A 20,573-nucleotide genomic window follows, 5' to 3' on the forward strand; every position below is an offset into this window, starting at 1 on the left:
CGGCCATGAGGATCGAGGCAAACCCCATTTCGCAATTAGAGAAACTTAGCGGTACCGGTGCGGCGTATTGATTGACGGAAACCGCTGTTTTTCACTCGCCTGCTAGGCGAGTTTGGACGTTCATGGCTGGGAGGCGAACACCGTTCAATCATGGGTTGTTCATGGCTGGGAAGCAAGCATCGTTCTTAATCATCATGGCCGGGGAGCGAGCGCTGTGAAATCATGGATGCGCCAGGGGTAGAAAATGTTTCCTGTTCAAACAGCAGGCTGGCGCTTTTTTGGTTGGATTTATTAGAAATATTAATCATGTTAATAATTTATATTTATTTTACTAATGTTCTGTTTTAGGGTAAAGTGTAAATATGATCTATATTTAAAGTCTACTTGTTTTATAGGAATAATGGATATTTGGCGCTGGTGCTTGAATAGGAGGCGACCATAGCGCCATCGTTCCATGCGACTTTTCGATTGAGGGGTGGACACCGTTGCAGCTGCAAGTAACCAACAGTCCGTTTACTCAGGAGCAAATCGAGCTTCTGAACCGTTTGTTGCCGACGCTGACGCCGTCGCAAAAGCTTTGGCTGAGCGGGTATTTGGCCGCGGCCGAGGCGGCGGTCACCGTGTTGGACGCCAATGCACCGGCGCTGTTTGCCGGAGGCGGCAAGCCGGTTTCGAAAGAAGTGACCGTTCTTTACGGCTCGCAAACCGGCAACGCGCAAAAATTGGCGGAAAAAGCGGGCAAGGCGCTCAAGGAGCGCGGCTTTGAGGCGAAAGTGTCGTCGATGCTTGATTTTAAGCCGAACGAATTAAAGAAAGTGGAGACGCTGCTCATTGTCGTGAGCACGCATGGGGAAGGCGATCCGCCGGACAATGCGGTGTCGTTTTACGAATTCCTCCACAGCAAACGGGCGCCAAAACTGGATCATCTCCGTTTCTCCGTCCTCGCGCTCGGCGATACGTCGTACGAGCAGTTTTGCCAGACGGGGAAAGATTTCGACAAGCGGCTCGAGGAGCTGGGCGGAACGCGGTTTTATCCGCGCGTCGATTGCGATGTCGATTACGAGGAAGCGGCGGCGAAATGGCTTGACGGCGTGCTTGGCGAGTTGAGCAAAGAGGCAAACGCCAGCGGTGGGGCAACTCCGCTCTTGTCGGCAGTGGCTGCGGCGCCGAAAGCGGAGCCGGCTGTCGTCTATTCGCGGAAAAATCCGTTCCCGGCCGAGGTGTTGGAAAACATCAACTTAAACGGCCGCGGATCGAATAAAGAAACGCGCCATTTAGAATTGTCGCTGGAAGGATCGGGCTTGAAATATGAGCCGGGCGATGCGCTTGGCATTTTCCCGAAAAACGATCCGGAGCTTGTTGACCTCATCATCCAAGAAATGAAATGGAATCCGGAAGAAACGGTGACGATCGATAAAGATGGCGAAGTGCGGTCGCTGAAAGAAGCGCTCACGTCCCATTTTGAAATCACCGTTTTGACGAAAGCGCTGCTGCAAAAACTGGCGCCGCTATCGAAAAACAGCGCGCTTCAAGAGCTTGTGGCGCCGGGCAATGAGGCGAAGCTGAAAGAATACGCCAAAGGCCGCGACTTGCTCGATGCCTTGCGCGATTTCGGCCCGTGGGACGCTGCGCCGCAACAACTCATTTCCATCCTGCGGAAAATGCCGCCGCGCCTGTATTCGATCGCGAGCAGCTTGGCCGCGTATCCGGACGAGGTGCATTTGACGATCGGGGCGGTTCGCTATGAGTCTTACGGCCGCCTGCGCAAAGGGGTATGCTCAACCTTTTGCGCCGAGCGCGTCCCAATCGGCGACACCTTGCCGGTCTTTGTGCAGCCGAACCCGAATTTTAAGCTGCCGAAGGATCCGGACACGCCGATCATCATGATTGGTCCAGGAACCGGGGTGGCGCCGTTCCGCGCCTTTATGCAAGAGCGCGAGGCGACAGGCGCGAGCGGAAAATCGTGGCTGTTCTTTGGCGACCAACATTTTATGACCGATTTCTTATACCAGACGGAATGGCTCGCGTGGCTGAAAAGCGGCGTACTGACCAAAATGGATGTCGCCTTCTCGCGCGATACGGAGAAAAAAGTGTACGTCCAGCACCGGATGCTCGAACGAAGCAAGGAGCTGTTCGGCTGGCTTGAGGAAGGCGCCGTCGTCTACGTATGCGGCGACAAGCAGCACATGGCGCGCGACGTCCATCAGACGCTCATCGATATTATCGAAAAAGAAGGCGGTATGAGCCGCGAACAGGCAGAAGCGTATGTCACTGAGATGCAAAAGCAAAAACGGTACCAACGCGATGTTTATTAATCGAAAAAAGGAGTGGGAAGGAAAATGGCGAAAGTCATCTTAACGGCGCCGGACGGACCGCCAAGCGATGTCGAGCGCATCAAGCAGGAAAGCCGTTATTTGCGCGGCACGCTCGCTGAAACGATGGAAGACCCGCTCAGCGCGGGCATTCCCGATGATGACAACCGGCTGATGAAGTTCCACGGCAGCTACTTGCAAGACGACCGGGATGTCCGCACCGAGCGGCAAAAACAAAAGCTTGAGCCGGCGTATCAGTTTATGATTCGCGTCCGCACGCCGGGTGGGGTGGCGACGCCGGAGCAGTGGCTGGTCATGGATGAAATCGCCCGCAAATACGCCAACGGCACGTTGAAACTGACGACGCGTCAAGCGTTTCAATTGCATGGCGTCTTGAAATGGAACGTGAAAAAGACGATGCAAGCCATCAACAGCGCTTTGATGACGACGCTTGCCGCTTGCGGCGATGTCAATCGGAACGTGATGTGCAACCCGAACCCATACCAATCGGAAGTGCACGCGGAAGTGTACGAATGGGCGAAGCTGATCAGCGACCATTTGTTGCCGCGGACACGGGCGTATTATGAAATTTGGCTGGATGATGAAAAAGTGGCGGGGACGCCTTCAGTCGACGGCGAGGAAGAACCGATTTACGGCCCGACCTATTTGCCGCGGAAATTTAAAATCGGCATCGCCGTTCCGCCGTCGAACGATGTCGATGTGTTCTCGCAAGACATTGGGTTCATCGCGATTGTCGAGGACGGCAAGCTCGCCGGGTTTAACGTTGCCATCGGCGGCGGCATGGGGATGACCCACGGCGACAAAACAACCTATCCGCAGCTCGCCAAAGTGATCGGCTTCTGCCGTCCGGATCAAGTCGTGAACGTGGCGGAAAAAATTATGACCGTGCAGCGCGACTACGGCAACCGCTCGTCACGCAAACACGCCCGCTTCAAATACACGATCGACCGGCTTGGTTTGGAAGCGGTCAAAGAGGAAATTGAGCGCCGGTTGGGCTGGAAGTTTGAGGAAGCGCGTCCATACCATTTTGAACATAGCGGCGACCGCTACGGCTGGGTTGAGGGCGTCAACGGAACGTGGCATTTCACCCTCTTTGTCGAAGGCGGCCGCGTCAAAGATTACGACGATTACAAGCTGATGACCGGCTTGCGCGAAATCGCCACCGTTCATACCGGCGATTTTCGGCTGACGCCGAACCAAAATTTAGTCATCGCCAATGTGACGAGCGAGAAAAAACCGGAAATCGAGGCGCTGATCGCCAAGTACGGCTTGACCGACGGACGCCGGTACACCGCCTTGCGCCGCAACGCGCTCGCCTGTGTCGCCCTGCCGACATGCGGCCTCGCGATGGCGGAAGCGGAGCGGTACTTGCCGAAACTGCTCGATAAAATTGAGGAAATCATCGATGAAAACGGCTTGCGCGACGAAGAAATCACGATCCGCATGACGGGCTGTCCGAACGGCTGCGCCCGCCACGTGCTCGCTGAAATCGCCTTCGTCGGCAAAGCGGTCGGCAAATACAACATGTACCTCGGCGCCGCCTTCAACGGCACGCGCCTTGGCAAACTGTACCGCGAAAACATCGGCGAAGAAGACATTTTGCGCGAACTGCGCGTCCTTTTGTCCCGCTACGCGAAAGAGCGGCTTGACGGCGAACGTTTTGGCGACTTCGTCATTCGCGCCGGTATTGTCAAAGAAGTCACAGACGGAACGAATTTCCATGATTAAGATGATGCGGATTCATTTTGGCCGGGGCAGACCTAAAAAGTTGTCTGTCTTCAAGATCAGCATTCAGTGCACATATAGCGATGGAAGAAGGTGTCCCGATCCTTTTGGGGCACCTTCTGTTTTTTGATCGGCAACGCCATGGCCGAACATCCGCATATTCACGCGATCACCTTCACCGGTTCCAATGACGTCGGCAAAACGATCGCCCGCGAGGAAATTTTCGGGCCGGTGCTCGCCTTACTCAAAGTGGAGACGTTTGAGGAAGCATTGGCGTTAGCCAATGACACGCCGTTTGGATTGAGCGCCTCCATTTTCACTCAAAACATAGGAAAAATGTTAACGTTTATCCAAGATATTGAAGCCGGGCTCGTTCGCATCAATGAAGAAAGCGCCGGCGTCGAACTGCAAGCGCCGTTTGGCGGCATGAAGCAGTCCAGCTCCCACTCGCGGGAACAAGGGCGGGCAGCCATTGAGTTTTTCACGGCGATCAAGACGGTGTTTGTCAAAGGATAAGACGTTGATGAAAGTGCGCTGCCGGTTAGGCAGGGCGCTTTTTTTGTGCGAGGGAGAAAAGGAGAAGGGGATCTCGTTTTTGTTGGTCGATGAAAAAAGGATAAGAAATTGATGAAAAAGTGATGAAAAACATTGACAATGATAATTTTTATCAATTAAAATATGAAATGTGAAAATGATAATCTTTCTCTTTGAGAAATTGCCAAGAAGATTGGCAGAAGGCGGCGATAGTCGTAAGCAGGAGGGGGTTGATTTGAAAAGCATACAGAGTTGACGGGAGAGGCCGATTGTCATAGCAGCGCCGCCTGCTTGGAAACAAACTCTCTATTAATAAAGACGATCACTATATCCTGATTGTTTTGTGAAAATGGTTCATGCCGTCCCGTTGGGGGTATGGGACAGAATGGAAAACGAGATGAGGAAAAATGAAAAAGTGGATATTGTTGCTTGTTGTCCTATCCATGGGTTCGCTGTTTGTCGGCGTTCATGATTTATCGCCCAGCGCGCTGCTTTCCGGTGACCAAGCGGCTTGGGAAATTTTCTTGATTAGCCGCTTGCCTCGGCTGATCAGCATTCTTCTTGCCGGGTCAAGCGTCAGCATTTGCGGCTTGATTATGCAGCAGTTGAGCCAAAACAAATTCGTGTCGCCGACAACCGCGGGAACGATGGATTGGGCGCGGCTCGGCTTGCTGGTGTCCATGATTTTGTTCGCTTCGGCGGCTCCGCTGGTCAAAGCCGCTATAGCTGTTGTGTTTGCGTTTGTCGGAACGCTGCTGTTCATGACGATGTTAGATCGCATCAAATATAAAGATTCCGTGTTCATACCGCTTGTCGGTTTGATGTTCGGCAACATCATCGGTTCAGTGACGATGTTTTTGGCCTATAGGTACGATTTGATTCAATCGCTTTCCGCTTGGCTGCACGGCGACTTTTCCGTGATGATGGAGGGGCGCTACGAGACGTTGTATGTAAGCGTCCCGCTGATGGGTCTTGCCTATGCATACGCCAATCGTTTTACGATCGCGGGAATGGGAGAGGAGATGGCAACGAATTTAGGGCTTCGCTATCGATCGGTTGTGTATGCGGGGCTGCTCATTGTCGCGGTCGTTTCAGCGATTGAAGTGCTGACGGTGGGGACGCTGCCGTTTTTGGGCTTGGTCGTTCCGAATCTTGTAACGATGTATTACGGTGATCATTTGCGCAAAGTATTGCCGCTGACAGCGGTGTTTGGCGCGCTGTTTGTGTTGCTTTGTGATGTATTGGGGCGCGTGGTCATCTATCCGTATGAAATTCCGATTGGGTTGACGGTCGGGGTGATAGGGAGCGGCATTTTTCTATATTTGCTGGCAAGGAGAACAAAGCGGTATGTCTAAGCGGATGAAAGTAGCGGTGCTTGTCGTTTTGGTTCTTGTACTAGCCGTTTTGTTTTTGTTTACGCATTTGCGCGGCGATCTTGAATATGTGTTGCGTTCGCGCGGTGAAAAAATCATGGCGATGGTGTTTGTCGGTTGGGCAGGGGCAGTGTCGACCGTTTTATTTCAAACGATGACGCACAACCGAATCTTAACGCCGAGCATCATCGGCTTGGACGCGGTTTACATGCTGGTGCAAACCGTTGTTGTGTTTTTTTTCGGTTCGACGACGTTAACGATGATGAGCGACACGTCTCACTTTCTTTTTTCAGCCGGCACAATGATGGGGTTTTCGGTCTTGTTGTATTCTTTCTTATTTCGTCGAGAGGGGCAAAACCTCTATTTCATCTTGCTTGTCGGGATGATTCTCGGTACGTTTATGCAGAGTGTGACGTCGTTTTTGCAATATTTGATTGATCCGAATGAGTTTTCCATCATTCAAGACCGAATGTTTGCGAGCATCAACAATATGAAAACCGATTTGCTTTGGCCGGCTGGATGGTGCATTGCCGCTGCCACGGCCTATACATATCGCCACCTTCATGAGCTGGATGTGTTATCGCTAGGCAAAGATCACGCCATCAATTTGGGGGTGGACTATGAACGGATCGTCAAGCGATTGTTGATGGTGGTGGCTCTGCTTGTCTCAATTTCAACAGCGCTTGTCGGGCCCATCATGTTTTTCGGACTGATCGTCGCCAATCTTGCGTATGCGTTTTTTCAAACGTATGAGCATCGGTATTTGCTGGCGGGAGCGGGGCTGTTTGGCATCGCTGCCTTGATTGGTGGTCAGCTGATCGTCGAGAGAGTGTTTGTGTTTTCGACGCCATTGTCTGTCATCGTCAATATAGTCGGGGGCGCGTATTTTCTGTACCTCTTGATAAAGGAGCGAAAGGCATGGTAGAGGTGAAACAAGTGACAAAGCGGTACGGTGGAAAGACGGTCGTCGATCGCGTATCTTTAACCGTTCCGCCTCGGCAATTAACGTCGCTCATCGGACCGAACGGAGCGGGGAAAAGCACACTCCTTGCCATGATGAGCCGCTTGATTTCAAAAGATGACGGAGAAATCTGGGTTGAAGGAAAAGAAATCAGTTGCTATCGAACAGAAGAGTTAGCGAAAAAAATTTCTATTTTAAAGCAGTCCAATCATATCGCTGCCCGGCTGACGGTCAACGAATTGGTGTCGTTCGGCCGCTTTCCATACTCGCGCGGCCGTTTGACGCGCGAAGACCGGGACTATGTGCGCGAAGCGATTCGCTATATGGAATTGGAAGAGTTGCAAAACCGGTATATTGATGAGCTGAGCGGCGGACAGCGTCAGCGGGCCTATATCGCCATGGTGTTGGCACAAGATACGGATTACATTTTTTTGGACGAACCGTTGAACAATTTGGATATGAAACATGCGGTGCAAATGATGAAAGTGTTGCGCCAGCTGGTCGATGAGCTCAACAAAACGATTGTCGTTGTGATGCACGATATCAATTTTGCTTCCTGTTATTCCGATCATATGGTCGCTTTAAAAGATGGCACGGTCATCTGCGAAGGAGATGTCTCATCGATCATGCGCAATGAGCTTCTTCACCGTATTTACGATTTGGATGTGCGCGTGCAAACGATAGAGAATAGACGCATCTGTGTGTATTTTTAAGGTTGGCGATTACGGCGGCGCAAATGGGCCTGCCGAGAATAGCCGCATCTGTCTGTAGTTTTAAGAGACTGGTGAAAACCAACCGATTCGCCCGATCGGTGGAAATCACAAGAAATGATGACATTTCAAACGGTTCGATTGGAAACACCATGCGGGAGACTGGCGAAGCGCATGGATACACTCCTATTCCAGTAACGTACAACAGGTTGATCCGGCTTTTCTTGGAACATTGGCAAGAAAGGGCGCCCCTTGCCGTGGGAAAAGAAAGCCGTCAACATATACAGAACATTGTTGAAGGGGGTAAGAGCCAATGAAGCAGCGTTGGCTGATGCTAGTTGTAGCCTTGCTTGTCGTCATGTTGGCCGCATGCGGAAACGGCCAAACAAAGAGTGAAAGTAGCGGCACGAGCGGAAAGAATAACGAAAAGAAAACGGAACAGGCAGAAGAAATGACGATCAAGCACCAGCTTGGAGAAGCGAAAGTGAAGAAAAATCCTGAAAAAGTGGTCGTCTTTGATTTCGGGGTGTTGGACACATTAGATAAGCTCGGTGTCAAAGTGACCGCCTTGCCGCAGATGAATGTTCCGAAATACTTGGAAAAATACAAAAGCAATGAGTATCAAAACGTGGGAAGTTTGATGGAGCCAGATTTTGAGAAATTAAGCGAAATAAAGCCTGATGTTATTTTTATTTCCGGGCGGCAGGCCAATTTGTATGACAAGTTGAAAGAAATAGGCCCTACCGTGTACATGGGCATTGACACCCAGCATTATTGGGATTCGTTCACAAACAATATGAAGCTAATCGGACAAATATTCGGTAAAGAGAAAGAAGTGGATGGGGAATTAGCAAACATCGAGAAACAAATCGAAGAAGTGAAGGCGAAAGCGGGAGATAAGAAAGCGTTGATTATTCTAACGACAGGAGGAAAAGTAAGCGCGTATGGAACGGGATCACGGTTTGGTCTCATTCATGATGTGCTCGGCGTCCCGGCCGCGGATCCGAATTTGAAAGTAACGAATCCGCACGGACAAAGTGTGTCGTTTGAATACATTGCCGAAAAAAATCCAGATTACTTGTTTGTCATTGACCGCGATGCCGTTGTTGAAGGAAAGCCGACAGCCAAGCAAACCATTGAGAACGCGCTTGTGAAAAAGACGAAGGCATATCAAAACGGACAGATCGTGTATTTGGATCCGAACTATTGGTATCTGTCAGGAGGCGGATTGACGTCCGTATCCGAGATGGTCAAGCAGGTGGAAGAAGGATTGAAATGAGAACAGGCGGGCCGCAACAGCCCGCCTTCCTTCATAAAATGGCCTGTTTTATTACGATGCCGGTGATTTAAGGGAGCAGGTCGCTTACAAACCTCGTTTCTCAAATGGAAAAGCCTTGTCGCATCAGGATCGTCTTTCAAACGCTCCCCCCATTGCTGAAAAGAAACAACCATTTTTGACCAGCCCTTTAGAAGGTTGGTGAAAAGCGCCAATTCCCTTCAGCAATGGGAGAATGAGTGAAAAACAAGACCGGTGCAACAAGGTTTTTCGAATGGAGAAATGACATGGTAAAGACGTATCCGCGAGTCAATCCCTCTCTCTTAGAAGGTTGGTGAAAACCGCTGTTTGCCCTGATCGATGATGGAACGCGTGAACATAGAAGTTGAGGCAGCAAGTTCTTTCTACTTGGGAACCGATTCCGAGAAGCCGTTGCGCGAGTCAATCCCCATCCTCTTAGATGCCTCGTCCGTGTTCGGTGATTTTGTTTGAGAGGAAAAGGAGATTGTCGGTGCGTGAACGGTTTGCTTACAATAGAAAAAAGAGCATGTGCGAGAGGAGGAATGGCATGAGCCAACCGGATGAGCAACGCCGGTATACGCTAGGCGAGTTTTTTTCTTTAGCTGGAGACGAGCGGATGGAGCTGTACGAAGGAACGATGGTGTTAATGTCCCCAGCTCCTTATGAGCATGAAGGAGTGGTCGCCAATTTGATTGCCGAGTTTCGCATGGCGTTAAAACGAAGTTCTTGCCTTGTATTCGGCAGCAATCTCCAAGTTGTTTTTTTGTTTGAAGATGAACAAAAAGGAAAACGAAACGTGACCGTGTTGCCGGATCTAGCTATTGTTTGCGACCGGACGAAACTGCGCCAAGGGCGGTGTTATGGCGCCCCTGACCTTGTGGTGGAAGTGTTGTCGCCAAGTACGGCCCGCAACGACCGCCTGTTTAAGCGTTATTATTATGAGAAAGCGGGAGTCCGTGAGTACTGGCTTGTCGATTACCAGCACCAGACGATGGAAAAGTACGTTTGGCAATCGGGGACGTTTCAGCTAGAAGACGTGTACGATGTCGCCAACGGGATGGCTGCATCGACCGTGTTTCCCGAGGTGCGTTTTTCCGTGAAGGAGATTTTTGCGTTTTTGTCGTTGGACAGTTGACGTTTTTGGTCAATCATACAAGTTGACATAACCACATTTTATTTTTCAAAGGGGTGGAAGGGGTGTGCAAAATGGCCTCTTGCCACCTTGGAAAATCAATGGTAAAATGAAGGTGCTCTTGAAAGGGGAAGGCCTCGTTTAGAGGATTGACACACCTTTTTTGGTAATTATTACGTCCCCTTCTTCAATAGTCTTGAAAGAGGAAGGCCTCGTTTAGAGGATTCTACCCCGCTTCCGTTCGCAGGAGGCGGGGTTGTTTTTCGGCTAGAAATGGAGGCAGGAAAACCGTTTGCCATGGCGAAATAATGGAAACACGAGCACTTTTTCGCGGACATGGGGGAGGGGGCGTGCGATGGCAAACGGCGGCAGGAGAGCGAAAAAAGCAGCGAGGGCGCGGCTTGAGTTGGTTAAAGAGCTTTTTCCGGAGGCGGTGGCGAGCGGAGCGATTGACTGGGAGCGGCTGAAAAAGGCGCTTGGCTGCCAGGCGGAGGACGAAGTGTACGAGTTTACGTGGCCAGGAAAAGCGGAGGCGAAGCGGTTGGCAGAGGCGCCCGCTGCGGGGGTGCTGCAGCCGGACCGGGAAAAAAGCAAGAGGTGGGAGACGACAAGCAATTGGTACATTGAAGGGGATAATTTGGAAGCGTTAAAGCTTTTGCGCTCCTCGCATGAAGGAAAAGTGCAGATGATTTACATTGATCCGCCTTACAATACAGGAAAAGCGTTGATGTACAAAGACAATTGGCGCAAGCGAAAACGTGCCGCTTCAGGTTTAGGGCGGGAAGAGGCGCGTGCCCATGCCGGCTGGCTCAACATGATGTATCCTCGTCTTTGGGCGGCGAAGGCGTTGTTGGCTGAAACAGGGGCGATTTTTATCTCTATTGATGATACGGAGCAGGCGAATTTGAAAAAGGTGTGCGATGAAATTTTCGGTGAGCGGAATTTCGTTGCGACGTTCATTTGGCAGCGGGCGTTTTCGCCGGTGAATATGAACAAATTCGCCTCGCGCAATCATGATTTCATTTTATGTTACGCGAAAGATATCGACCGCCTCGCTTGGTACGGCTTGCCGCGCCATCCGGAAGCGGACGGGCGGTATGCCAACCCGGACAATGACCCGCGCGGTCCGTGGACGTCCGGCGATTTGTCGGTCGGCCCGCCGATTCCGGAAAAAATTTATGACATCGTGACCCCAAGCGGCCGGATTGTTTCGCCGCCCCATGGGTATTGTTGGCGGGTGACGAAAGAGCGCTTTGCCGAGTTGGCGGCGGACAACCGCATTTGGTTTGGCAAAGACGGCAACGGGGTGCCGCGCTTAAAGCGGTTTTTGCGCGAGGTGAAACCGACGATGACACCGCTCACGATCTGGACGCATGACGAGGTGTCCCACTCGCAGGAGGCGAAAAAGGAGCTGAAGGAGCTGTTTAACGGGGTGGCGGTGATGGATTACCCGAAGCCCGTCAAGCTGATTCAGCGTATGATCGCATTGACGACGAAGAACGATGATGTCATCCTCGACTTTTTTTCCGGCTCGGCGACAACGGCCCATGCGGTCATGCAGCAAAACGCCGAAGACGGCGGCCGGCGGTCGTTCATTATGGTGCAGCTTCCTGAACGGCTGGCGGAAACGTCAGCGGCATATCGGGCTGGGTTTCGGACGATTTGCGACATCGGCCGCGAGCGCATTCGCCGCGCGGGGGAGAAAATCGTTTATGAAAGGGAGACGGAGTTGGATATCGGTTTTCAAGTGTTTCGAATTGAACGGAAATCAAACCAGCCCGATCGCTAGGCGAACGGGTTGGTTCCTTGACTAGGTGAATGAAAGGCGCTGTCTCCGCTGTCCATCGTTTCGGGCGTTTTTTACAACGACGCCGCAGCCCAACGGTCATTGATAAAGACATCGTATTCTGCGGCAATCGTTTCTTTGAGCTCCGCTAAAGACGGGATGCCGTCGGCGAAAGTGTAGGTGTCAAGGAGAATGAGGGAGTATTCGTCGCCGGGATCAAATACGATGGTGACGACTTCTTCCGTGCCAGCGTCCACTTGCCGGACGGTGTCGCCGTCTTTTGGTTCAACGAGTACGTTTTGGTACGTTTCGCGAATAATGTAATAGCCTTTTTGAACTTGCTCGGTAAACAAATGTTCTATCCCTATCAGTTCATGAATGATCATAGTTTCGGCCTCCTAGTTTGTGAAATTGTTCTCAATATCAGTATATATAGCAATGGAATCGATGTATACCAATGCGAGAGGAAGTTTGAAAAGTTGTCAAGTTTGTATGTCTGTGTGGACGTGGTTGCGGGCGAGCAGAGAAGACGGGCTGTTCAAAAGGAATAGCGCCCTTTGTGATGGGCGCTAGGCTCATCCATCCATAATGAACGTTACTCTTTTATGACTGTTGATGCTGGCGGTTGGTAGTTTGGCTGAAGATGACGCCGGGCAAACACGAAGTAGCAAACGATCACGACAACGGTAATGAGCAATGTTAACAACAGCTGAGAAGCCATGGATTCAATGAATAGCATAGAAACGAGGATGACGAGCAAAACAAGAATTGTAAAATAAGTCAAGTATGGAAACAGCCACATTTTAATTTTTAAGGCAGCATTGGTTTCACGTTCGAGTTTTTTCCGTAGGCGGAGCTGCGAGACAGCAATAGCTAAATAGACGAGCAGCGCGATCGCCCCGGAAGAGTTGACGAGAAAGAGAAACACTTTATCAGGTGAAACGTAGTTCATGATGACGGCGATGTAGCCAAACAGCGTGCTGGCGATAACAGCTCGAACTGGGACGCCGTTTTTGTTCAGCCGCAAAAACGATTTCGGTGCCTCGCCTTTTTCCGCCAAGGAGTACAACATGCGTGACGTTGTGTACAGCCCGGAGTTGAGGCAAGACAATACCGCGGTCAATACAATAAAGTTCATAATTTGGGCGGCCGCAGGAACACCGACGTGTTCCAATACGGCAACAAATGGGCTTTTCAAGACACTTGCCGAGTTCCACGGCAGCAATGTGACGACAACGGCGATAGAGCCGATGTAAAACACTAAAATCCGCCATGTGACCGATTTCGTCGCCTTCGACACCGCTTCTTGCGGCTCGGCCGATTCTCCGGCGGCGATCGTGACGATTTCTGTCCCGAAGAATGAGAAAATGACGATGACGATTCCGACAAGGATCGAACCGATGCCATGCGGCATAAACCCGCCGTGGCCGGTCAAATTTGTCAAGCCGACCGGATCGCTGCCCGGGGCAAGGCCGAAGATGAACGCTAAGCCAAGAATGAGAAAAAGCACGATACTTGCCACTTTGATGAAGGCGAACCAATATTCAAACTCCCCGTACGATTGAACCGACCAAATATTGGTCAGTGTCATCAATATGGTCAGTCCAAGGCTAAGTAGCCATAACGGAATGGAAGGAAACCAATATTGGATGATGGCGGCCCCTGCATTCGCTTCAATGGCAATGACGATCACCCAGAAAAACCAATAAAGCCAGCCGACTGTAAACCCGGCCCACGGGCCGATCGCTTCATGGGCGTAAGCGGCGAATGATCCGCTCGTTGGGCGGGCTGCCGCCATTTCCCCGAGCATCCGCATAACAAGCACAACGAGCGCACCTGCTAGAGCGTAAGAGACAATGGCTCCTAGTCCTGTCGAGTGGATGACAGCTCCGCTTCCAACAAACAGACCGGCGCCGATGACCCCGGCGATGGCGATCATGGCCATATGACGTTCTTTCAATCCTTTTTGCAAGCTCGAATGATTCATCCGAACTCCTCCTCAATGAAGTTTGAATTTACGAAATAGTCAGATCATAATGTTGTTTTTAGTGTAAGTGGAAATCCTGTCTTGCGCATTAGACAAAGTGCCAACAAAAAATGGAGCATCATTGGACAATTTGTCAATAGACGCCTCCCATGATAGAAGGATTTTGGCTATAAAATTTCGAATGTTTTTATGAAAAATTAGGCTAAAAGAAAGGGGAGGAGAGGATGGGGGGCAACTTTCCCCTTACAGTCGCTGATATTTTGCAGCGAAAACATTTTGAAAATACAATGGTTGTCGCAGGGAAGGAAGGATTGTCCAGGACGGTCAAATGGGTGCATGTCGTCGAGGTGACGAAAATCAGCAACTTGTTGCGCGGCAAGGAGTTGATTTTGTCTACCGGAGTTGGATGGCGGGAGGACGATTCGCTCTTTTTGTCGCTGCTTCAGCAATTGATTGAGTGTGACGCCTCCGGGCTGTGCATTGAACTGGGAACATACGCTTCGTCCATTCCGGAAGAGGCGATCGAGTTGGCTGATCAGCACCATTTCCCACTTATTCTTTTTCTTGAGGAAGTCCCGTTCGTTGAGATCACCCATGACATTCATACCTATTTAATTAACCAGCAGTATAAGATGATTTCCCAGCTTGAGTCCTATTCCCAAGAGCTGAATAAAAAGTTGCTGGCCATCCACCATCATCGCGACATTTTGAAAGTTCTCCATCGCTGCCTAGGCCATGATGTCATGTTCAAAATGAACGGTGGGGAAGCTGAGTATGTCCCTGGACGGCCGAAGCGGGGGAACGAAAGCGGTGTTCCATCCGAAGCCAGCCTGCCGCCGGGCGCCGTTTCGAAACCGATTTCTTTGTTTGGCACGGAATATGCGGAACTGGCCCTTCTCCCCACCGATCGGGACATCAATGAGTTTGATTTGCTGATTTTGGATCGAACAGCTACTGCCTTGGCACAGCACTTGTTGCGGAATCTTTACATTGAGGAAAAGCGGCGGACGGAAGAAAACGAATGGGTGAAGGGATGGATGGAAGGGAAGTATACGGACGAAGAGGTTTCGTCTTATTTGTCTCATTATTTTCCATATTACCAAATCAACGGGGGAGCTGTGTGGGTGTGCAAAGCAGAAGGGGCCGGCCAAAAAGGAAATTTCGATTCGACGTACTTTAAGCTGTTGTGTCGGTCGGTGTTTGAGCAGCGTGGTTTTTTTCTGCTTTCATCCGACATGGGACGGCACTTGGCGTTTATCGCAATCAATCAACGGGATGAGGCGACGTGGAAAAGCCGGATCGCGGAAAGTATCAGGTGTCTTATGGAGTCAGAGTTTGTCCAAACGAGACTTCCTCATTTGCTCGTCGGCGTTGGGACGTTTGTCAAGTCCCTTTCGGCGATGAAGAAAAGTTATGCGGCCGCGCTCGAGGCGCTGACCATTCGGAGCCGGATGAAGGGGAAATCGACCAGCCTATTTTATAATGACCTTGATTTGTATCGGATGATCACGGTGCTTGATAAATATAGCGATCTTCGTGAAATGGTAGGCAGCTATTTAGGCCCGATTATCGAGTATGACCGGAAACATAACGGAAAGCTGCTCGAAACGCTTAAGGTGTATTTGCAGTGCAACGGCTCAAAACAAGAAACGGCGAGGCGGCTGTTTATTGTCCGGCAGACGTTGTACCACCGCATGGAAAAGCTAGAAAGATTCCTTGGGACTGATTTCATGGAAGCGGACAAGCGGTTGGCTCTCGAGTTGATGCTCAAAGCGTACGACTACTTGATGAGCGGCGGGGAGATGCATGGGCAACGGAGGGCCGCGCTTGGAGCCGAGTAAAGGCCATAGCCCTAGAGGGATGGACGCAGTCCTAGCAGAGATTCGTCTCTAGAGGGCTGGTGAAAAGCAGTGGTTTCCTTTGTTCAATGAATAAATGTGTACAGTGTTTCAAGTTTTTTTATTTAAGAAACAATGCCGAGAAGCGGTATGCACGATGTAATCGCCGGTCTCCTAGTGGTTTAGGGTGAAAATGGTAGTCAAACTGTGGAACGGATGAAACGACTATTTTTACACTTTGTCTAATGAACCGTGGTGCGGGATGAGCGATAATGGCTGTAAAATAGAACGATTTCCAATGGAAGGGAGCCAAGCGGTGATGAAAACCGAACCAACCCACCAACTGTGGCTCGACAAAGACGATCGATACGTTTGGCATTCGATGAAGCCGTATAACCCACAAGCAACGCTGATTGCGGACCAAGCAAAAGGCTGTTGGGTGGTGGACGCAGCTGGTCGTCAGTATTTGGATGCGATGGCCGGGCTTTGGTGCGTCAACGTCGGGTATGGGCGCGAGGAGCTGGCGGAGGCGGCGTATGAGCAGCTGAAAACGCTGGCGTATTTCCCGCTCACGCAAAGCCACCTGCCGGCGATCCAGCTCGGCGAAAAGCTCAGCGAACTGTTGGGCGATGAGTATGTCATCTTCTTCTCAAACAGCGGGTCAGAGGCGAACGAAACGGCGTTTAAAATCGCCCGCCAATACCATCAGCAACGCGGAGAACCCCACCGATACAAAATCGTCTCCCGCTACCGGGCGTATCATGGCAACTCGATGGGAGCGCTTGCGGCGACCGGGCAGGCGCAACGGAAATACAAATACGAGCCGCTCGCCCCGGGCTTCATCCATGTGCCGCCGCCTGATCGCTACCGCGATCCTGACACAGCGGACGATCCGCGCCAGCTTCGGGCCGTGAAAGCAGTTGACGATGTGATGACGTGGGAGCTGAGTGAGACGATTGCCGCCATGATCATGGAGCCGATCATCACTGGCGGCGGGGTGCTGATGCCGCCCGATGGATACATGAAAGCGGTCAAGGAAGTATGTGAAAAGCACGGCGCCTTGCTCATTGTCGATGAGGTCATCTGCGGTTTCGGCCGAACCGGGAAGCCGTTCGGGTTCATGCATGAAGAGGTTAAGCCGGACATCATTACGATGGCCAAAGGCATTACGAGCGCCTACTTGCCGCTGGCGGCCACGGCGGTGCGGAAAGAGATTTATGAGGCGTTTAAAGGAACGGACGAATACGATTACTTCCGCCATGTCAATACGTTTGGCGGCCACCCGGCTGCTTGTGCGGTGGCGCTGAAAAACATCGAAATCATGGAGACGGAGCGCTTGTTTGACCGTTCCCGTGAAGCCGGCGAATGGCTGCTTTCGGCACTGAAAACGAAACTGGCCGATCATCCGTACGTCGGGGATGTGCGCGGAAGAGGACTGCTTGTCGGCATTGAGTTGGTCGTCGACCGAGCGACGAAAGAGCCGCTTGATGTGTCGCTCGTCAACCAAGTAATCAGCCAATGCAAAGCCCATGGCGTCATCATCGGCAAAAACGGAACGACGGTCGCCGGGTACAACAACGTGCTCACCTTGTCGCCGCCACTTTGCATCAGTGATGACGAACTGTCGCTCCTTGTCCGCGTCTTAACAGAGGCGTTAGCAGCCATTCAATAAGAAGAAGGACAAACGCCAGCTTGGATCGACGGGCTGGCGTTTTGTTTGCTTTTGTGCGGATGTTTGGAAAAATATGGTATGAAACGGCTGCCGCGGGGGCAGAATGTTCTTCCGCCTATGCGCTTGGGTTTCGGGAGGGGAGATTTTTAGGAGCGTCTGCCCGATCATCGATTCCTGTCTGTTTGACGAAAGATCGATCATGAACACTGAATGGTCAGAACCGTTTTAACTCCATTCAAATACATACGTTAATGGAATAGCTAAGTCCTTAAATTGTACGGAATGCAGCGCGTCTTGTTGCCCGTATGTGGCATGCCGTTGATAGACCCCTTTGTGCAAAGTGTATACATGAAGCATTTTGTTAGCCGTATCGACGATCCAATATTCCGCAATGCCATAGTGTTGGTAAGTATAAAATTTTTCGTTGTAATCTTTTAAAGCGGTTGAAGGTGACAAGACTTCAACAACTAGCGCAGGCGCCCCGTAACCCCCTTTTTTGACAATCTGTTTTTTATTGCAAATCACCACAATATCGGGTTGGACAATGTCATCAGGGGTTTCATACGTTTCCTTTTTGCTAAGGAATACATCAAACGGCGCCATAAAGACGTAACAATGTTGGTTTTGGAAAAAATGGCGCAAAGCAAAATACAATTCTCCGACTGCAAATTGATGTTCCGAAGATGGAGGAGGGGTCATATTATAGGCTTTTCCATTGATCAGTTCCCAGCGACCTTCCCATGTTTTCCAGTCCGCGTACGTGTAAATTTTGTTCGGGTCAGGGATATTGCCCACTGTTTCCCCCTCTTTCATTTTAAGGATGCGTTTGTTTCCAGTTTAGCAAAAGAAATCAAGGAAGGGTAGGGAGGACGTTCATGAGAGGTTTATTCATCACTCGCCTACGCCCACAAGCCGAAGTGAAGGTTTTCTTGGTTCAGAAAGGAATGTAGCGTCTGTTTGTCGAATGACATGAGGGAAAAATGCATGGGGAAAGGGTGAGGAAACGATGTCCGCATTTCAAGCGTTTGTTGTCAACAAAACGGAAACGGAGTTTACAGCTGAGGTGAAAACGATCTCGATGGACGATTTGCCGGAAGGGGATGTCGTCGTCCGCGTCCATTATTCAAGCGTCAACTACAAAGACGGGCTGGCGTCGATCCCGGACGGCAAAATTGTGAAAACGTATCCGTTCGTGCCCGGGATTGACTTGGCCGGAGTCGTCGTCTCGTCGCAACATCCGCGGTTCCTTGAAGGGGATGAGGTGGTCGCTACCGGCTATGAAATTGGCGTCACCCACTTTGGCGGCTACAGCGAGTATGCGCGTTTGCCCGGCGACTGGCTCGTGCCATTGCCGAAAGGGTTGACGTTGAAAGAAGCGATGGCGATCGGCACGGCGGGGTTCACGGCGGCGTTGTCCATCCATCGGCTTGAGGAGCACGGGCTGACGCCGGAACACGGGCCGGTGCTCGTTACGGGGGCGACGGGCGGCGTCGGCAGTCTGGCGGTGTCGATGCTCGCGAAGCGCGGCTACACGGTAGAGGCGAGCACAGGCAAAGCGGCGGAGCACGATTATTTGCGCGCCCTTGGCGCCAAGGAAGTGTTGGCGCGCGAAGAGGTCACCGCCGAGCGCATTCGCTCGCTCGATCAGCAGCGCTGGGCGGCGGCGGTCGATCCGGTCGGCGGCCGGACGCTGGCGACCGTGCTAAGCCGCATCCGTTACGGCGGGGCCGTGGCGGTAAGCGGATTGACGGGAGGAGCGGACGTGCCGACAACGGTCTACCCATTCATTTTGCGCGGCGTCAGCTTGCTTGGCATCGATTCGGTCTATTGTCCGATGGATTTGCGGCTTCGCATTTGGGAACGGCTCGCTGGCGATTTGAAGCCGGATTTGGAGCGGATTGCCAAAGAGATTTCGCTCGCTGAATTGCCGCAGGCGCTTAAGCGCATTTTGCGTGGAGAGCTGCGCGGCCGGATGGTAGTGCGGCTGGCTTGATCAGGAACCATCTCGATTTTACCGGGCGACTATTCGTTTAGGAGGCCGGTGATTTCATGTAAAATGTTGCTGATTCCACCCATTTCTCAATTAGAGAAACTTTGCAGAATCAGCTTTCTTTTTTGAATGAAAATGCCGTTGATTGGTATGCGACAGCGGTTTTTCACCGGCCTTTTCGGCTTGCGAAGCAGTGAAACAAATGGTAAAAATTGAAAAATAAAAGCTGGTGAAACGAACGCTCTCATGTTGTTTAGCGGGAGGGGGAAGCGGCATCTCCCCTTCCCTTTTCGTTCGGGCTTCCTACCCAAGCTGATACCGCTCCAGCTCGGAGAAAAAATTTTTCACAAACCGGTAAAACACTTTCACCGACGGGGCGAGCTCGTGATGGTCGGAGATGATGATGCCGACGTTGCGCCGCACTTGCGGAGTTTCGATCGGCACTTTGGCGGCGTAGCGGAGGAGGCTCTCCGACAAGGCGCTTTCCGGCAGCAGAGTGACGCCGATGCCGGCGGAGACGAGCCCTTTAATGGCGTCGAGATCCTCGCCTTCCGAGGAGATGTTCGGGGAAAACCCCGCTTGATGACAGGCGTCAATTAAAATTTGATGCAAAATGTATCCTTTGGGAAACGTGACAAACGGGTCGTGGCGCAGTTCGTTCAACACGATCCGGTCGCGGCGAGCGAGCGGGTGGCTGTTCGGCAAGAGGGCGGCAAACGGTTCGGAAAATAAAATTTCCCCTTTAATGCCCATTTCGCGCGCGGGAATGGGGCCAAGAAAGGCCAAATCAATTTCCCGCTTTTTCACCGCTTCGATTAAATAATAGTACGATCCTTGGCGGAGATGGAACGAGACGTTTGGGTGTTCCGCTTTAAAGGCGGAGATGACCATCGGCATCATATGGCTCGCGAGGCTGGTCGGGAACCCGATTTTAATCGTTCCGCGCTCCGGATCCAAATACTCCTCAATTTGTTGCTTTGCATCCTCAACCGCTTTTAACACCGCTTCGGCGTGCGGCAAAAAATGGCGGCCGATCGGGGTGAGCTTGACGTTCCGTCCTTCCCGTTCAAAGAGCTGGACGCCAAGCTCTGCTTCTAAGTTGGCGATTTGCCGGCTGATCGCCGACTGCGCGACATGAAGGGCATCGGCGGCTTCAGAGACATGTTCGCGCCGGGCGACTTCCACAAAATATTGCAACTGCCGCAGCTCCATTGTTTCCTCTCCTTTTTCATTAA

The 20,573-nt window shown here is 51.5% G+C and carries 15 protein-coding genes and 1 pseudogene; 12 read left to right on the plus strand and 4 right to left on the minus strand.

Annotation, left to right across the window (positions count from 1 at the left end; genetic code table 11):
* Positions 1-485 precede the first annotated feature (485 nt).
* The 9 genes and pseudogenes from ACTVIM_RS06845 to ACTVIM_RS06885 all read left to right on the plus strand — a co-directional run bounded on the left by ACTVIM_RS06845 (position 486) and on the right by ACTVIM_RS06885 (position 11,854).
* Positions 486-2,315, plus strand: coding sequence for an assimilatory sulfite reductase (NADPH) flavoprotein subunit (locus ACTVIM_RS06845; protein WP_445614026.1), 1,830 nt, complete (start codon positions 486-488; stop codon positions 2,313-2,315).
* A 24-nt stretch (positions 2,316-2,339) separates the two neighbouring features.
* Positions 2,340-4,061: an assimilatory sulfite reductase (NADPH) hemoprotein subunit gene (cysI, locus tag ACTVIM_RS06850; protein ID WP_445614027.1), complete on the plus strand. Its 1,722-nt coding sequence runs from the start codon at positions 2,340-2,342 to the stop codon at positions 4,059-4,061.
* 135 nt (positions 4,062-4,196) lie between these two features.
* Positions 4,197-4,574: pseudogene (locus ACTVIM_RS06855) on the plus strand (aldehyde dehydrogenase family protein); the annotation flags it as partial.
* Positions 4,575-4,999: 425 nt separating this feature from the next.
* On the plus strand, positions 5,000-5,947 hold the full coding sequence (locus ACTVIM_RS06860) for an ABC transporter permease (RefSeq protein ID WP_033022688.1): 948 nt from the start codon (positions 5,000-5,002) through the stop codon (positions 5,945-5,947).
* The gene (locus ACTVIM_RS06865) at positions 5,940-6,890 is read left to right on the plus strand and encodes an iron chelate uptake ABC transporter family permease subunit (protein WP_033022685.1); all 951 of its coding nucleotides are present in this window, start codon (positions 5,940-5,942) and stop codon (positions 6,888-6,890) included. Before ACTVIM_RS06860 ends, ACTVIM_RS06865 begins: the two co-directional genes overlap by 8 nt.
* Positions 6,884-7,639 (plus strand): iron ABC transporter ATP-binding protein, encoded by a 756-nt coding sequence (locus ACTVIM_RS06870; protein WP_445614028.1) that lies wholly within the window; start codon positions 6,884-6,886, stop codon positions 7,637-7,639. The genes ACTVIM_RS06865 and ACTVIM_RS06870 overlap by 7 nt, the downstream gene beginning before the upstream one ends.
* Positions 7,640-7,949: 310 nt before the next feature.
* Positions 7,950-8,915 (plus strand): siderophore ABC transporter substrate-binding protein, encoded by a 966-nt coding sequence (locus ACTVIM_RS06875; RefSeq protein WP_445614029.1) that lies wholly within the window; start codon positions 7,950-7,952, stop codon positions 8,913-8,915.
* Positions 8,916-9,480: 565 nt separating this feature from the next.
* Positions 9,481-10,068, plus strand: coding sequence for a Uma2 family endonuclease (locus ACTVIM_RS06880; RefSeq protein ID WP_445614030.1), 588 nt, complete (start codon positions 9,481-9,483; stop codon positions 10,066-10,068).
* 352 nt (positions 10,069-10,420) lie between these two features.
* The gene (locus ACTVIM_RS06885) at positions 10,421-11,854 is read left to right on the plus strand and encodes a site-specific DNA-methyltransferase (protein WP_445614032.1); all 1,434 of its coding nucleotides are present in this window, start codon (positions 10,421-10,423) and stop codon (positions 11,852-11,854) included.
* A gap of 71 nt (positions 11,855-11,925) precedes the next feature.
* On the opposite strand, the gene ACTVIM_RS06890 is transcribed toward ACTVIM_RS06885, so the two are convergent.
* Both ACTVIM_RS06890 and gabP read right to left on the minus strand, forming a co-directional pair.
* Positions 11,926-12,237, minus strand: coding sequence for a hypothetical protein (locus ACTVIM_RS06890; protein WP_445614033.1), 312 nt, complete (start codon positions 12,235-12,237; stop codon positions 11,926-11,928).
* A gap of 209 nt (positions 12,238-12,446) precedes the next feature.
* The gene (gene gabP, locus ACTVIM_RS06895; RefSeq protein ID WP_445614034.1) at positions 12,447-13,838 is read right to left on the minus strand and encodes a GABA permease; all 1,392 of its coding nucleotides are present in this window, start codon (positions 13,836-13,838) and stop codon (positions 12,447-12,449) included.
* A 224-nt stretch (positions 13,839-14,062) separates the two neighbouring features.
* On the opposite strand from gabP, the gene ACTVIM_RS06900 reads away from it, so the two are divergent.
* On the plus strand, positions 14,063-15,679 hold the full coding sequence (locus ACTVIM_RS06900) for a PucR family transcriptional regulator (RefSeq protein WP_445614035.1): 1,617 nt from the start codon (positions 14,063-14,065) through the stop codon (positions 15,677-15,679).
* A gap of 316 nt (positions 15,680-15,995) precedes the next feature.
* Positions 15,996-17,348 (plus strand): aspartate aminotransferase family protein, encoded by a 1,353-nt coding sequence (locus ACTVIM_RS06905; RefSeq protein WP_033022671.1) that lies wholly within the window; start codon positions 15,996-15,998, stop codon positions 17,346-17,348.
* 225 nt (positions 17,349-17,573) lie between these two features.
* On the opposite strand, the gene ACTVIM_RS06910 is transcribed toward ACTVIM_RS06905, so the two are convergent.
* On the minus strand, positions 17,574-18,143 hold the full coding sequence (locus tag ACTVIM_RS06910) for a Uma2 family endonuclease (protein ID WP_445614036.1): 570 nt from the start codon (positions 18,141-18,143) through the stop codon (positions 17,574-17,576).
* Positions 18,144-18,354: 211 nt separating this feature from the next.
* Between ACTVIM_RS06910 and ACTVIM_RS06915 the strand changes: the two genes are divergently transcribed.
* A complete protein-coding gene (locus tag ACTVIM_RS06915; RefSeq protein ID WP_445614037.1) occupies positions 18,355-19,341 on the plus strand; it encodes an NADPH:quinone oxidoreductase family protein in 987 nt (328 codons plus the stop codon).
* A 300-nt stretch (positions 19,342-19,641) separates the two neighbouring features.
* Here ACTVIM_RS06915 and ACTVIM_RS06920 read toward each other — a convergent pair whose 3' ends face one another.
* Complete coding sequence (locus tag ACTVIM_RS06920; RefSeq protein WP_033022665.1) at positions 19,642-20,550, minus strand: LysR family transcriptional regulator; 909 nt, start codon at positions 20,548-20,550, stop codon at positions 19,642-19,644.
* Positions 20,551-20,573 lie beyond the last annotated feature (23 nt).

It is taken from the genome of Geobacillus sp. YF-1 (assembly GCF_052692335.1).

Coding starts and splice junctions, on each gene's coding strand:
- ACTVIM_RS06915 (WP_445614037.1), top strand. CDS start 18,355: ATGTCCGCATTTCAAGCGTTTGTTGTCAACAAAACGGAAACGGAGTTT.
- gabP (WP_445614034.1), bottom strand. CDS start 13,838: ATGAATCATTCGAGCTTGCAAAAAGGATTGAAAGAACGTCATATGGCC.
- ACTVIM_RS06900 (WP_445614035.1), top strand. CDS start 14,063: ATGGGGGGCAACTTTCCCCTTACAGTCGCTGATATTTTGCAGCGAAAA.
- ACTVIM_RS06880 (WP_445614030.1), top strand. CDS start 9,481: ATGAGCCAACCGGATGAGCAACGCCGGTATACGCTAGGCGAGTTTTTT.
- cysI (WP_445614027.1), top strand. CDS start 2,340: ATGGCGAAAGTCATCTTAACGGCGCCGGACGGACCGCCAAGCGATGTC.
- ACTVIM_RS06870 (WP_445614028.1), top strand. CDS start 6,884: ATGGTAGAGGTGAAACAAGTGACAAAGCGGTACGGTGGAAAGACGGTC.
- ACTVIM_RS06865 (WP_033022685.1), top strand. CDS start 5,940: ATGTCTAAGCGGATGAAAGTAGCGGTGCTTGTCGTTTTGGTTCTTGTA.
- ACTVIM_RS06875 (WP_445614029.1), top strand. CDS start 7,950: ATGAAGCAGCGTTGGCTGATGCTAGTTGTAGCCTTGCTTGTCGTCATG.
- ACTVIM_RS06860 (WP_033022688.1), top strand. CDS start 5,000: ATGAAAAAGTGGATATTGTTGCTTGTTGTCCTATCCATGGGTTCGCTG.
- ACTVIM_RS06890 (WP_445614033.1), bottom strand. CDS start 12,237: ATGATCATTCATGAACTGATAGGGATAGAACATTTGTTTACCGAGCAA.
- ACTVIM_RS06920 (WP_033022665.1), bottom strand. CDS start 20,550: ATGGAGCTGCGGCAGTTGCAATATTTTGTGGAAGTCGCCCGGCGCGAA.
- ACTVIM_RS06905 (WP_033022671.1), top strand. CDS start 15,996: ATGAAAACCGAACCAACCCACCAACTGTGGCTCGACAAAGACGATCGA.
- ACTVIM_RS06885 (WP_445614032.1), top strand. CDS start 10,421: ATGGCAAACGGCGGCAGGAGAGCGAAAAAAGCAGCGAGGGCGCGGCTT.